At 54.5% G+C, this 13,518-nt stretch carries 9 protein-coding genes; 7 read left to right on the top strand and 2 right to left on the bottom strand.

Features of this window, described 5'->3' with window-relative positions; genetic code table 11:
- Positions 1-23: 23 nt before the first annotated feature.
- Positions 24-1,532: a M48 family metalloprotease gene (locus GL2_RS03075; RefSeq protein WP_143729249.1), complete on the bottom strand. Its 1,509-nt coding sequence runs from the start codon at positions 1,530-1,532 to the stop codon at positions 24-26.
- A gap of 208 nt (positions 1,533-1,740) precedes the next feature.
- On the opposite strand from GL2_RS03075, the gene GL2_RS03070 reads away from it, so the two are divergent.
- The 7 genes from GL2_RS03070 (at position 1,741) to aceF (ending at position 12,933) form a co-directional block, all read left to right on the top strand.
- Positions 1,741-2,019 carry a sulfurtransferase TusA family protein gene (locus GL2_RS03070; RefSeq protein ID WP_143729248.1) on the top strand — a complete coding sequence of 93 codons (279 nt, stop codon included), beginning with the start codon at positions 1,741-1,743 and terminating at the stop codon, positions 2,017-2,019.
- Positions 2,020-2,039: 20 nt separating this feature from the next.
- Complete coding sequence (locus GL2_RS03065; protein ID WP_143732773.1) at positions 2,040-3,125, top strand: AI-2E family transporter; 1,086 nt, start codon at positions 2,040-2,042, stop codon at positions 3,123-3,125.
- A gap of 109 nt (positions 3,126-3,234) precedes the next feature.
- Positions 3,235-4,338 carry a phosphoribosylaminoimidazolesuccinocarboxamide synthase gene (locus tag GL2_RS03060; protein ID WP_143729247.1) on the top strand — a complete coding sequence of 368 codons (1,104 nt, stop codon included), beginning with the start codon at positions 3,235-3,237 and terminating at the stop codon, positions 4,336-4,338.
- Between the two features lie 799 nt (positions 4,339-5,137).
- Positions 5,138-7,576 carry a marine proteobacterial sortase target protein gene (locus tag GL2_RS03055; protein WP_232053749.1) on the top strand — a complete coding sequence of 813 codons (2,439 nt, stop codon included), beginning with the start codon at positions 5,138-5,140 and terminating at the stop codon, positions 7,574-7,576.
- Positions 7,573-8,151 carry a class GN sortase gene (locus GL2_RS03050; protein ID WP_143729246.1) on the top strand — a complete coding sequence of 193 codons (579 nt, stop codon included), beginning with the start codon at positions 7,573-7,575 and terminating at the stop codon, positions 8,149-8,151. Before GL2_RS03055 ends, GL2_RS03050 begins: the two co-directional genes overlap by 4 nt.
- Before the next feature lie 448 nt (positions 8,152-8,599).
- On the top strand, positions 8,600-11,269 hold the full coding sequence (gene aceE / locus GL2_RS03045; RefSeq protein ID WP_143729245.1) for a pyruvate dehydrogenase (acetyl-transferring), homodimeric type: 2,670 nt from the start codon (positions 8,600-8,602) through the stop codon (positions 11,267-11,269).
- Between the two features lie 17 nt (positions 11,270-11,286).
- On the top strand, positions 11,287-12,933 hold the full coding sequence (gene aceF, locus GL2_RS03040) for a dihydrolipoyllysine-residue acetyltransferase (protein WP_143729244.1): 1,647 nt from the start codon (positions 11,287-11,289) through the stop codon (positions 12,931-12,933).
- 283 nt (positions 12,934-13,216) lie between these two features.
- Here the strand turns inward: aceF and GL2_RS21400 are convergent, their stop codons facing one another.
- Complete coding sequence (locus tag GL2_RS21400) at positions 13,217-13,369, bottom strand: hypothetical protein (protein WP_172621039.1); 153 nt, start codon at positions 13,367-13,369, stop codon at positions 13,217-13,219.
- Between the last annotated feature and the right edge of the window lie 149 nt (positions 13,370-13,518).

The raw sequence follows: 13,518 nt of genomic DNA, 5'->3' as shown, positions 1-13,518 counted from the left end.
TTGGCCGCTCTTTTTATTTGGGATTAAAGCTCCCTGGCTTTCTCCTGCATCTTGATCACATCCTTGAGGCGCTGCTCGAGAATGGCATTGGTTTGGTATTCATTCTTGGTCATACGAATACCGTGGCGCAGGTGTTGCAGGGCTTTGTCAAAGATACCGTTGAGGATGTAGTACTCAGCGCGGGCTTCGTGTACACCAACAATGTCCCCAGCGAGGCCGTGAGTCTCCGCCAGCAGATACCATACCGAGGGGTCTTTTTTGCGTATGCGGCTGTATTTGGCCAGTAAACGCTCGGCAGCCAGGTAGTTGCTGGCTTTAAAGTGGGCATTGGCAAGCCCCATAGTTAGGGCGTGGTCACCGGGATTTCGGTCAAGCGCGTGCTGCAGGCGCCGGGTAGCGCTGGAGTAATTCTCACGTACCAAATCGATATCGGCGCGTGCCAGAACGAAGGCAGCCTTGGAGGGTTCTTTGTCCAGAAGGGGCTGTAGAGTATCCAGGGCCATATCCGGTTTGCCGGCGGCAATCTGTGCTAGGGCCAGACCATAGCGCGCAGCATCTTCATTGTCATTGATGCCATTCAGTTCGGCATTGAAGCGTTTCACTGCCTGCTGTGGCGTCGGTTCGCCAGCCAGGCGGATACGGGCGCGCATCAGGTGGTAGTCGCGGCTATCGCTTGGCGGCACGTCCTCCATGCGCTGAGAGCGCAATTTGGCATCGGCAATACGCTTTTCGGTTACCGGGTGGGTGAGTAGGAATTCTGGTGGGCGGCGATAGTAGCGGGTGGCCTTGAGCATTTGCTCGAACATCTCACCGGCGGCGTCCGGGTTGCGCCCGGATTTTGCCAGGGTTTCGATACCAACCCGGTCTGCCTCCTGCTCATTTTTCCGGCTAAAACGCAGCTGGCTGTCCAGCGCTGCAGCCTGGGTGGCGGTCATCGCTGCGATACCTGCTTCGCCTCCGGCAGTAGCGGCGAGCACCAGGGCGCCGAGCATGCCGGCCAGGGTGGGGATGGTACTGTTGCGTTGTGCTTCCAGGGAGCGGGCATAGTGGCGCTGGCTGAGGTGGCCAAGTTCGTGAGCGATAACCGAGGCGAACTGATCTTCATTCTCAGCAAACAGGAAAAGACCGGTATGGACCCCCATAATGCCACCGGGAACCGCGAATGCGTTCATGGTTTCATTGCTCACCACGACCACATCAATACTCTTGTCCTCGAGCGGGCTGTACTCAGCGAGCCCCTTTACGGTTTTCTCGACATATTGCTGCAGAAGTGCGTCTGAAGAAGTTTTCACCTGGCTGCGGAACATACGCAGCCACATTTGCCCCAGCTCTTTTTCACGCTGTCGCGATACCACACCACTGGTGCTGTCGCCCAGCTCAGGCAGACGTATTTCCTCGCTGGTTGCGGTCGTGACGATCGGGATGGTGCCGAGTAACAGGCCGATACCCAGCGCCTTGAAGCCGGTGCGGAGTCGTTGCGTGAGTGGCGCTTTGTTACAACGGCGAGTCAGGGTATTGTGGGAATCAGTCATCTTGATTACTGCTCGGTCTGTCCGTGAAGGATCTATAGTCCAACTCTATACGCAACCCCGTTGGACTGTCGAGGTTTCGACTCAGTGGAGCATGAATGGTTCAGCTTTGCGCCACTGTGTAGGTTAAAAAGGGTAAAGCTTTGGCGGTATCTGGCGCGGATTACGCGCTATAATCCGCGGCAATTCAAAGCCTGTGACTGATTGGCCAATGGCAGTAACACCTACCGACACACTCCAGAAGCAGCCGCCTCCTGATTGGGATGCGGCCGTGAAGGTGGATGCGCAAAGCCTGCCATGCCCTCAACCCCTTTTGGCAATGCGTCGCGCCCTGCGCGAACATGAGGCGGGGACCCTGTTGTGTGTAATGGCAACAGATGAGGGGTCCTGGCGCGATTTTCACAGCTTTGCCGCTCTAAGTGGCAGGCCCTTGCTGCGTGCTGAGCGGCGTAACAACACCTTTTTATATTGGCTGTACGCTGGCAAATGAAGAATCAATCCCGAGAGTCCATTTTATCGATTGTTAAAGGCTGGGTGAATCGCTACTTCAGCCAGGAGGAAGTAGTGCTGCTTGTGCTGCTTCTCACCGTGGCCTTGGTAGTGCTGGCTACACTCGGTGTGGTGTTGGCGCCTGTGCTCACAGCCTTGGTTATTGCCTTTTTAATGCAGGGCATGGTACAGAAGTTGAAGTCCTGGCGGGTGCCCCATTGGATGGCGGTGACCCTGGCCTGCATGGTATTGGTGGGCGCCATTGTGGCTTTGTTGTTTGTGGTACTGCCGATTATCTGGCGTCAGCTGGTACGTTTGGGGGCGGAATTGCCGAATATGGTGCAGCGCGGCCAGGAGTTACTGCTGCTGCTGCCTGAGCGCTACCCACGTCTGATTTCTGCGGCGCAGATTGATGAGGTTTTTAATCTGCTCGGCAGTGAGCTGGGTGGTATCGGGCAGACGCTATTGGCTTTCTCCCTCACCAACCTGCCGATTTTTGCCGGCCTGCTGATTTATGTGGTGGTGGTGCCGATCCTGGTGTTTTTCTTCCTCAAGGATTCCGATCAGTTGATTCGATGGTGCACCTCGTTCCTACCGACGGAGCGCCCGATGATGCACCAGATCTGGCATGAGATGAACGACCAGGTGGCTAATTATGTGCGCGGTAAGGTGGTGGAAATCGGAATAGTGGCGGCGGTGAGTTACGCTGCCTTTTTGCTGCTGGGGGTGAACTATGCCCTGCTACTCGCTGTGGCGGTGGGCTTCAGTGTGTTGATTCCCTATATCGGTGCAGCGGTAGTAACGATTCCGGTGGCTGCCATTGGTCTGTTCCAGTGGGGCTGGAGCAATGAATTTTTTTACCTGATGATGACCTACGGCATTATCCAGTTGCTTGATGGCAATGTGCTGGTGCCGCTGTTGTTTTCTGAAGCGGTCAACCTGCATCCGGTGGCTATTATCCTGGCAGTACTGTTCTTTGGTGGTATCTGGGGCTTCTGGGGTGTCTTCTTTGCCATTCCGCTGGCGACCTTGCTCAAGGCCATTATGAGTGCCTGGCCCACCAGTGAGCACCAGGCCGAGTGGGAAGCCAGGCGAATATCGGAGTAATTACCCGATTTGGGCTCTTAGCCGATATCTTTTCTTTGTGTGTGGGCCGCGGCATTTGCTAGAATGCCGCGCTTTCTTTTATTTGGTCCCTTCAAATAGGTGAGAGCCCATGAGCCTGGCTGACAAAGTACTGGCGGTCAATAATGACCTGCCGATCCGCACTGACAAGCCCATTCACAGTGGTAAAGTTCGCTCCGTATACTGGCTGACCGAGGCTGACAGTCGTCGCCTGATCGAGGAGAAAGGCTATCCGGTAGCACCGGACGCCCCCCTCGCAGTTATGGTCATTTCTGATCGCATCTCCGCTTTCGACTGTATCTGGACCGGTGAGGGCGGCATGCGCGGTGTCCCCGGTAAGGGTGCGGCGCTGAATGCCATTTCCAACCACTGGTTCAAGTTGTTCAAGGAGCAGGGCCTGGCCGATAGTCATATTCTGGATATCCCACATCCACTGGTGTGGATCGTCCAGAAGGCGCGCCCGGTAATGATCGAAGCCATTGCCCGTCAATACATTACCGGCTCCATGTGGCGCTCCTACCAGAAGGGCGAGCGGGAGTTTTGTGGTATCGAAATTCCTGACGGACTGCAAAAAGACCAGAAGCTGCCCGAGTTACTGATTACTCCTTCCACCAAAGGTATTCTTAAAGGGATCCCGGGCGTGCCAGAAGCGGACGATGTAAACATCACCCGCAAGAATATTGAGGATAATGTTGAGGCTTTCAGTTTCCGCAATGCCGGTGATATTGACCTGTACGAGAAACTGCTGAAAGAAGGTTTCGATGTGATCTCCGCCGAGCTGGAAAAGCTTGACCAGATTTTTGTCGACACCAAGTTTGAGTTTGGCTACGTCACTGATGCCAATGGTGAGGAAAAGTTAATCTACATGGATGAGGTGGGTACACCGGATTCCTCCCGTATCTGGGATGGCGAACAGTACCGTGCGGGCAAGGTTGTGGAAAACTCCAAAGAGGGTTTCCGTCAGGCCCTGCTCAAGCACTTCCCGGATGCTGATATCCTGTTGAACAAAGACCGCATGGACGAGCGCCTGGCCTTGGCCAGCGACAACGAGCTGCCGGAGTCCATGCTGATGGATCTCTCCGCTACCTATGTGGGTATCGCCGAGAAGATTATCGGTAAGAAGCTTGAGATGTCAGATAATCCTAAAGCGGAATTGGTAGAGGTTTTACGCAAAGATTACGGTCTGGTCGACTGATCTGGGCTCAATCAAAAAAACCGGCGCTTGCGCCGGTTTTTTTATGCCCGAAAATTATGGTCGCCAAGAGTCAGGCTGGGCCTATAAGCGTAATCACTTCCATTCTATATTTTTGAAAAGAAGCTACGTGTCAACCCAGCATTGCCGGGGTTATATCAATGAGCGGCTGCAGCTTACTGGGTTGTCCAATTGTTGAAATGAACAGCTTCCAAAATTATCAAAATCCTGATTGCAGGCTCCGGCGGTCACTAACATTATAAGTTCATCAGGCTATGGTTTTGATAAAACACAGGGAGCGTATTATTTTGATGCAAATCGCTCGCTGTCTTTCAGCTTGATTGGCTCAAGCTCGAATTCGATATTTAACCCTGCATTTGTGTTGGTGGGATGGCAAGGCGAGAATGATATTGTGGTTAAGGTAAATGGGCAGGTCAGGGATGACTATAAATGTGGTGATATTAGAAATACCTAGGGAAAAGATAGTTATCACTTTTTTACCACTAAATTTGGATGGCGAAACGAATTTTGAGATTTGTAATTCTGTGTCTTGTTATATTCATAAGCTGTCCCGGTATGTATTCGAAAAGCTGGCCTGTAAGCCTGGCTATTCTAAATAATGAAAAGCCAGTGAAGTTATCGCTGGTATTTTTGATTTAATATTCACGTAATCTGCTGTGGGGCAGCCCCTAAATTAAAAGCCACTCTGGTTGCTGGTGGAGTTAATGCGGAATTATTTCGAGTTCTTTTAGGGTGTCAATCTGCCGTCTTTGCCACAATTCGCCATAATTGACCCCTGCTTTTGCCCGAATCACTGCCGGGTTTTGCCCTCTTCCCGGTTTTTAATACCTCCTGCGATCAATTAAAAACTGGAGGGGAGTTTGTGAACAGGGTGATGTTGTTTGGGCAGCGCTTCCACAAAGATGATCTGATGTTGCCGAGGGAAGAGTACTACCGTCGTCGTCAGCGTAGTGGCGGTCTGGGGCGCTGGGTATTGTTTGTTGTAGTGGTACTGGCGGTAGTAGTGGCTGCCATTGGTGCGGAAGTCAGTGCGCAGGAGCTTTCCAGTAAAATAGGTGCAGACCAGACCGCAGAAATGATTACCTTGGATGATGTAAAGGCTGGAGAACTGCTATTTGTCGGCAGGGGGACGGGGCGTTATACACCCTCTGTGCACTTAGCGAGCCGGGTAAAAATGGTAGTACGTGGTCTCGTGGCGGAAGTGCAGCTGCAGCAGGAATTTAAAAATACCAGCGATAGTTGGCAGGAAGCTATCTATGCATTACCACTGCCGGAACAGGCGGCGGTTGCAGGTCTGGAGATCCAGTTGGGTGGGCGAGTGATTGTCGGCAAGGTGCGTGAGCGCGGACAGGCGGCAAAAATTTATAAATCTGCCCGTGCTGCAGGCAAGCGTGCGGCGCTGCTGGAGCAGCAGAGGCCCAATCTGTTTACCAATAAAGTGGCCAATATTTCGCCGGGAGAAACAATTCAGGTAAATATTCGCTACCTGCAACCGGTGGCTTACGATGGTGGCGTTTTCTCCCTGCGTATGCCTACCACTCTGACTCCACGCTATATTCCCGGTAAGCCTATTCCTTTGCGAGTGCTCGCTGGCAGAGAGCTGGAGCTGGTCACTGAGAGTAGTGGCTGGGCGCTGCCTACCAATCAGGTGCCCGACGCTTCGGCGGTTACTCCATTAATGCAGCCTCCTGGGGAGTTGCGAGCTATTGGTAGTCATAAAATTGCGATTGAGGTGGAATTGCACGGCGGGCTGCCATTGGCGCAGATCAATACCCCTTACCATCGCATTGATATCAAAGAAAAAGAGCGTGGTGTTTATAGCATTCAGTTGCGCGATGACACCGCGGTGATGGACCGGGACTTTTTCCTGAGCTGGCAGCCGCATTCTTCCGGGTTACCCCGTGCGGCTCTTTTCAGTGGGAAGATTGAGGCAATTGATGGTGCGGCCATGGCCGGCACATATTTGCAGTTGATGTTATTGCCACCGGATGACGGGATCCGTAGTCAGCGTCTGCCGCGGGAAGTGGTGTATGTAATTGATACCTCAGGCTCAATGTCTGGCAACTCCATTCGCCAGGCCAAAGAGAGTCTGACTCTGGCTCTATCCCGCTTGCATACCGACGATCGTTTCAACGTGATCGAATTCAATAGTAATTCCCGTGCTTTCTTCCCGCGCCCGGTAGCGGCTAGCGCGGAGAATATTCGTCTCGCACGGCGGGAAATTGAAGCTCTGAATGCAGAGGGTGGCACAGAAATGGCACCGGCTTTACGCCTGGCTCTCGGGCAGCAGTTACCGGACGATACCAGCTTGGTGCATCAGGTGGTCTTTATCACCGATGGTGCTGTAGGCAATGAGCTGGCGCTGTTTGAATTAATTAACCAGCACCTGGGCAGTGCACGCCTGTTTACCGTAGGTATTGGTTCGGCACCCAACAGCCATTTTATGCGTAAGGCTGCACAGTTCGGTCGCGGTGCTTTTGTCAGCATCGGTGATATCTCCGAGGTGCGCGGGCGCATGCAGGCCCTGTTTGCCAAGCTGGAAAACCCCATGGCTACCGATTTGCAGCTCAGCTGGCCCCAAGGAGTAGTGGCGGATGCCTATCCCAAGAGAATACCGGACCTCTATCACGGTGAGCCTGTGCAGCTGGTAGCGAGAATTGAAGGGGATACCCTGGAGGGAGAGGTTCAGCTTCGTGGGCGTGTAGCGGGTAAGCAGTTTGTACGCAAGCTGGCGCTAAAGTCCGGTGGCAGTACCGGCAGTGATGTCCTTGGCAGCCTGTGGGCACGCAGAAAAATTGAGGCATTGCGTGATCAGCAAGTACAAGTGGGAGAGGGTAGTGATGCGGGACAGGTGCTGCGCGAGCAGATTTTGCAGCTTGCCCTGTCCCACCAGCTCACCAGCCCATATACCAGTTTTATCGCTGTCGAGGAGGAGCTGGTGCGTGGAGCGGATAAGATACTTACCCGCAGCCCGGTCACCAACATGGTGCCCAAAGGGCAGGTTTTACAGCGTCAAGCCTACCCAGGTACCGCTACAGGTATTTATGCCCAGCTGTTAGCGGCAGTGAGCCTGCTCAGTTTGGCGATCTTCTTGTGTCGCGGGCGCCAAGCGCGCGACACCGTGATGCGTAAATTGCGTCGCCGTCTGCGCCTGGTGCTACCGGACTTGCGCCGCTCCCACAATAGCACTGAAGCCCAGCTTGGGGGTGTTCACCTGTGATTCGCCCACTGCTTTTCCTGCTCTGTCTAACGGTGGGGTTGTGGCAACTGGGCTCTGTCGGCTGGATATTGACGAAGGCACAATTAGCCCAGTTGTTAATCGCTAGCGCCTGGGAAGAGCAGCTGCAGGGTGGGGCTCCGCAAAAGCCCTGGCCCTGGGCGGATACCTGGCCGGTAGCCAAACTGAAGCTTGAGGGGCAGCCGCCACTGACTGTCCTCGCCGGCAGCAGTGGACAGGCTCTCGCTTTTGGTCCTGGCTTACTGGCAGGCTCCGGGAGTCCGGGCGAAAGCCGCACCACCATTATTGCGGGGCATCGGGATACCCACTTTGCGGGATTAGAGAATGTCAGGCGAGGTACCTCCATTTACCTGCAGGATAGGCGCGGTCGCTGGCATACTTACCGGGTTGCGGAGATGCGTATTGTGGATAGTACGCGCGAGCGCCTGCCGGTCTTTGCCGAGCGCGGATTAATGCTGGTGACCTGTTACCCTTTCAATTCCCTGACAGCTGGGGGGAGCTTGCGTTACTTGGTCTACGCTGAATATCAATCCGGCGGGGAGCTGGTTCAATTGTGACTGGCACCTTTATTTAGGACTCGATTTTGTAGCTCGTTTTCTGAAATTTTCCATTGAATATTCCGGTAAAATAGTGATTAGACGAATAATCGTTTTGCCTTTTTGTTTTATTTGTTACTAACTGTCCTATCTGGAATTTTTTTTGTAGTAATACTACAATCCCCTCCGCTAACAACCGGGATTAGGGTTTTGTCCGCCACATTGTGCGGGCCCCGGAACAGATAATCACAGTCAAACTAGGCCCCGCGGCAACAGATAGCGCCGCTTTTCCTCTCCGCCAGAATCGAGTGAAGAATCACACACTTTGCATTTACGCCAACAAAGTTGGTGAATTGGCGGAACCAAGAAAAAAAGGAAGCTTTTTTTTGCCCGCGCTGTAGTTTGCCCGCGTACCGATTTTTGAGAAATAGACCGACTCGACGTCGCCTAATTCGCCGAGGAGCACTTGATGCACGAAGATACCGATAACCTCGAAACGCAGGAGTGGCTTGATGCGCTGCAGGCGGTTATCCGCTACAGCGGCAAAGAACGCGCAGCCTTCCTTCTAAAGCAACTATCTGATCGCGCTACTGATGTAGGCGTACAGTTGCCCGCGGCTATCACTACGCCTTACCGCAATACCATTCCGCCCAACGCGGAAAAGCGTATGCCCGGCGACCTGTTTATGGAGCGGCGTATTCGCTCACTGATTCGCTGGAACGCCCTGGCGATGGTGGTGCGTGCCAACCAGAACAATGACGGCCTTGGCGGCCATATCTCGAGCTTCTCCTCTGCGGCAACCCTCTACGATGTGGGCTTTAACTATTTCTTCCGCGGCAATGAGGGTGAGGAGCGCGGGGACCTTATTTTCTTCCAGGGCCACAGTGCACCGGGCATCTACGCGCGCTCCTACCTGGAAGGACGTTTTGACGAAGGGCAGCTGGATAACTTCCGCCGTGAAGTGAATGGCAACGGTCTGTCCTCCTACCCGCACCCCTGGTTGATGCCGGAGTATTGGCAGTTCCCTACAGTATCTATGGGATTGGGGCCCATCCAGGCGATTTATCAAGCGCACATTATGCGCTACCTGTCCGCTCGTGGCCTGTCCCCGCGCGGTGACCGCAAAGTGTGGGCTTTCCTTGGCGACGGTGAGTGCGACGAGCCTGAAACCCTGGGGGCCATCTCCCTGGCCGGCCGCGAACAGCTGGAAAACCTGGTGTTCGTAGTGAACTGTAACCTGCAGCGCCTGGACGGCCCGGTACGTGGCAATGGCAAGATCGTGCAGGAGCTGGAAGGTGTTTTCCGCGGTGCCGGCTGGAACGTGGTTAAAGTACTGTGGGGGCGCCTGTGGGACCCGTTGCTGGAGAAAGATGATAAAGGTCTGCTGCAGAAAGTCATGGACGAAGTAGTCGATGGTGAGATGCAGAATTTTAAGGCCAATGGTGGCGCCTATACCCGCGAGCACTTCTTCGGCAAATATCCAGAGCTGTTGGAGCTGGTCAAGGATATGTCCGACGATGAGATTATGAAGCTCAACCGCGGCGGACACGACCCCTACAAGGTTTACGCAGCTTATGCTTCGGCTATGGCACACAAGGGCCAGCCCACTGTAATCCTGGCGCAGACTGTAAAAGGTTATGGCCTGGGCTCCGCTGGTGAAGCGGCGATGGACACCCATTCGGTGAAGAAACTGGATCTGGACTCCCTTAAGCGTTTCCGAGATCGCTTCGCGATTCCGCTCACCGATAAAGAGCTGGAAGAAGTCCCTTACTACCGCCCATCTCCGGATAGCCCGGAAATGAAATATATGACGGAGCGACGCAAGTCCCTGGGTGGCCCGGTCCCCCGCCGCCCGGTCGAGTGCCCGAAACTGCAAGTCCCTGGTCTCGATGCCTTCAGCGCATTGACCAAGGGCTCCGGCGAGCGTGAAATCTCTACCACTATGGCATTTGTGCGCGCCATCGCCGCGTTGGTGAAAGACAAGAATATCGGTAAGAACATCGCGCCAATCGTTCCGGATGAGGCGCGCACCTTCGGTATGGAAGGCCTGTTCCGCCAGCTGGGTATCTACTCCTCCCAGGGGCAGCGTTACACCCCGGTGGATCATGGCCAGATCATGTATTACAAGGAAGACAAGAAGGGACAGGTGCTGGAAGAGGGCATCAATGAAGCCGGTGCTATGTCCGCCTGGATGGCGTTGGCCACTGCCTACAGCAACCACGGCGTGCCGATGGTGCCTTTCTATATCTACTACTCCATGTTCGGCTTCCAGCGCGTGGGCGACCTGGCCTGGGCCGCTGGCGATATGCAGGCGCGTGGCTTCCTGATTGGTGCCACCGCCGGCCGTACCACGCTGAACGGCGAAGGTTTGCAGCACCAGGATGGCCACAGTCACGTGCTGTCGTCCACTATTCCCAACTGTCGCAGCTACGACCCTGCTTACGGCTACGAGCTGGCAGTGGTTATGCAGCGCGGGCTGAAAGAGATGTACGAAGAGCAGAAGAACCTCTTCTACTACATCACTATTGAGAACGAGAATTACCTGCAACCAGAAATGCCCCAGGGCGTTGAAGAAGGCATTATTCGCGGTATCTACAAGCTGCAGTCCAACGTCAAAAAAGGCGCTAAGGGCAAAGCGGCGAAGAAGCATGTACAGCTGATCGGCGGCGGTACCATTTTACGCGAAGTACTGGCAGCAGCGGATATCCTCGCCGACCAGTTTGACGTGGCTTCCGATGTTTGGAGCCTCACTTCTGCCGTGGAAGCGGCCCGCGAAGGTCAGGATGTAGCGCGTTGGAATATGCTGCACCCGGAAGCAGAGCCACGCAAACCCTGGATCACCGAACAGTTCGCAGGCAATACTTCTCCGGTTATCGCTTCTACTGACTATATCCGTTCCTATGTGGAGCCGCTGCGCGAGTTTATCGACGGTGAGCTGACCACCCTGGGGACCGATGGCTTCGGCCGCAGTGACAGCCGCGAGCAGCTGCGCCGTTTCTTCGAAGTGGACCGCAACTATGTAGTGATCGCCGCTCTGAATGGCTTGGCCAAGCAGGGTGTTATTGATGCGAAAGAGGTTGCGGAAGCGATCGTGAAGCTCAATATCGACGCCGATAAAGTTAACCCACGCATCAGCTAAGAGAAGGCAGAACTCCTATGGCAAAACAAGTCATTAAAGTGCCTGACCTCGGTGGTGCCGATCAGGTTGATGTTATTGAAATCACTGTTGCTGTCGGTGATACCGTCGCGCAAGAGGATTCACTGATTGTCGTGGAAGGTGATAAGGCTTCCATGGATGTGCCGGCTCCTGTGGCTGGCAAGATCCTCAGCATCAGCGTGAAAGAGGGCGATAAGGTCTCTGAAGGCGATGTGATTGGGGAGATCGAAACCGATGTGGCGGAAGCGCCGGCTGGGGAGACCGCTGAGGCTCCTGCTCAGGAAGAAGCTGCACTGGCGCCTGAGCCCATCCCTGAAGCCCCTGCTGCTGCAACGAGTGCCGAGCCCAAAGAGGAAGCTATTCAAATTCCCGATTTGGGGGGGGGCGATGCGGTTGATGTGATTGAGATCAGCGTGCAGCCCGGCGACGCTGTCGAAGAGGGCGATTCACTGATCGTGGTAGAGGGCGACAAAGCATCAATGGATGTGCCGTCTCCCAGCGCCGGTACTGTGGTTTCTATCGCTGTAAAAGAAGGCGATAAAGTTTCCACTGGCGATGCTCTCGGGGTGTTGAAAGTGGTTGCTGATGGTGGCGCCGCAGCTCCAGTGGCTCAGACCGAAGCGCCGGCACCTGCCGCTGCAGCACAGAGTGCCCCGCAACAGGTAGCCGCGCCGGTTGAGCCTCCTGCGGTTCCGCAAAAAGATCACCAGCTGGAACGCGATCTCACTGCAGCTGCCCAAGTCTACGCCGGCCCCGCTGTGCGCAAGCTGGCGCGCGAGCTGGGAGTCACCCTGAACAAGATCAAGCCTACAGGCCCGCGCAACCGGGTTTCCAAGGATGATCTGCACAACTACATTCGCGACCAGGTCAAAAAGGCCGAGAGCGGTGCTGTGGGTGTCGGTGGTGGTATCGGTATCGCCAAGATGCCGGATATCGACTTCAGCCAGTTTGGTGCGGTGAATGTGGAGCCAATGAGCAAGATCCACAAGATCACCGCTGCCAATATGTCCCGCAACTGGATCAATGTGCCCCACGTAACCCAGTTCGATGATGCTGATATCACCGAACTGGAAACCTTCCGCAAGTCCATGAAGGCCGAAGCTGAGAAGCGCGGAGTGAAACTCACTCCGGTGCCTTTCCTGCTGAAAGCGGTAGCGGCAGCCCTGCGTGCGGAGCCCAATTTTAATGTGTCCCTGCACAATGATGGCGAGCACATTGTGCGCAAGGATTATGTGCATGTGGGCATGGCTGTGGATACCCCCAAAGGATTAATGGTGCCGGTCATTCGCGATGTGGATAAAAAGGGCTTGTACGAGTTGGCTGCGGAAGCCACCGAGATGGCCCTGAAAGCTCGCGATGGCAAGCTCAAGCCCAACGAAATGCAGGGCGCTTGCTTTACCATCTCCAGCCTGGGTGCTATCGGTGGTACCGGGTTTACCCCGATTGTCAATTCCCCGGAAGTCGGCATTCTCGGTGTTTCCAAGCTGGCGATGAAGCCAGTGTGGAACGGCAAGGATTTTGAGCCTCGACAGATGCTGCCACTGGCGTTGTCCTATGACCATCGTGCGGTGAATGGTGGTGATGCCGGGCGCTTTATGACCTATCTGGTCAGCGTACTGGCGGATGTGCGCCGCCTGTTGCTGTAACACTTTGTCAGCAATCCCCCATAAAAAGCGGCCAATGGCCGCTTTTTTTATATGCTCGGATCGCCTTATTTGGCGATAGCCGTCCTGATGAGCGCATGCCTCTTATTACAGCAAGGAAGGGGAAAATGGCGCTTAAATATCTTTAAAAATGAATTACACGCATAAATGACTTGGCGCCAACTAGCCGGTAATGGTCGGGCAACTAGACTCATTGAAAGACAACTATCAGCGCAACACTGAAAATGTGGAGTGTCGGATCATGAGGCCTTCAGGGAAATTCGCTTTACCGCTCGTTTCGGTATTGGCGATGCAGGGTTGCTTGTTTTTGCCAGCCGAGGAAGTTGAGGGTGAAGACCCGTTCTTTTTTGATGCTGGCACCACCATGCAGGACGAAAGTTTTGTTGATGTCGGTGCCCATCACTCCCAGCTTCTGCAACCTGCGTCCGTCAACTTTGAGTGTGAGGTGGAATGCGTCGATAGCGTGTACGATTCCTCAAGCTGGTTTTTCCCGATACTGAGGGTGTATTAGCCCGAAGGGGAAATCTGCGTACAGGGTCGTTGCAGCATAACCCGGTCATTTGCCGA

This window comes from Microbulbifer sp. GL-2, from assembly GCF_007183175.1.
Classification (GTDB): domain Bacteria; phylum Pseudomonadota; class Gammaproteobacteria; order Pseudomonadales; family Cellvibrionaceae; genus Microbulbifer.
The sequence above is the reverse complement of the archived record's forward strand: the minus strand, read 5'-3'. Positions and strand labels throughout refer to the sequence as shown.

Excerpts from the sequence above, each read along its gene's own strand:
- GL2_RS03075 (WP_143729249.1), bottom strand. The coding sequence starts at position 1,532 with ATGACTGATTCCCACAATACCCTGACTCGCCGTTGTAACAAAGCGCCA.
- GL2_RS03070 (WP_143729248.1), top strand. The coding sequence starts at position 1,741 with ATGGCAGTAACACCTACCGACACACTCCAGAAGCAGCCGCCTCCTGAT.
- GL2_RS03060 (WP_143729247.1), top strand. The coding sequence starts at position 3,235 with ATGAGCCTGGCTGACAAAGTACTGGCGGTCAATAATGACCTGCCGATC.
- aceE (WP_143729245.1), top strand. The coding sequence starts at position 8,600 with ATGCACGAAGATACCGATAACCTCGAAACGCAGGAGTGGCTTGATGCG.
- aceF (WP_143729244.1), top strand. The coding sequence starts at position 11,287 with ATGGCAAAACAAGTCATTAAAGTGCCTGACCTCGGTGGTGCCGATCAG.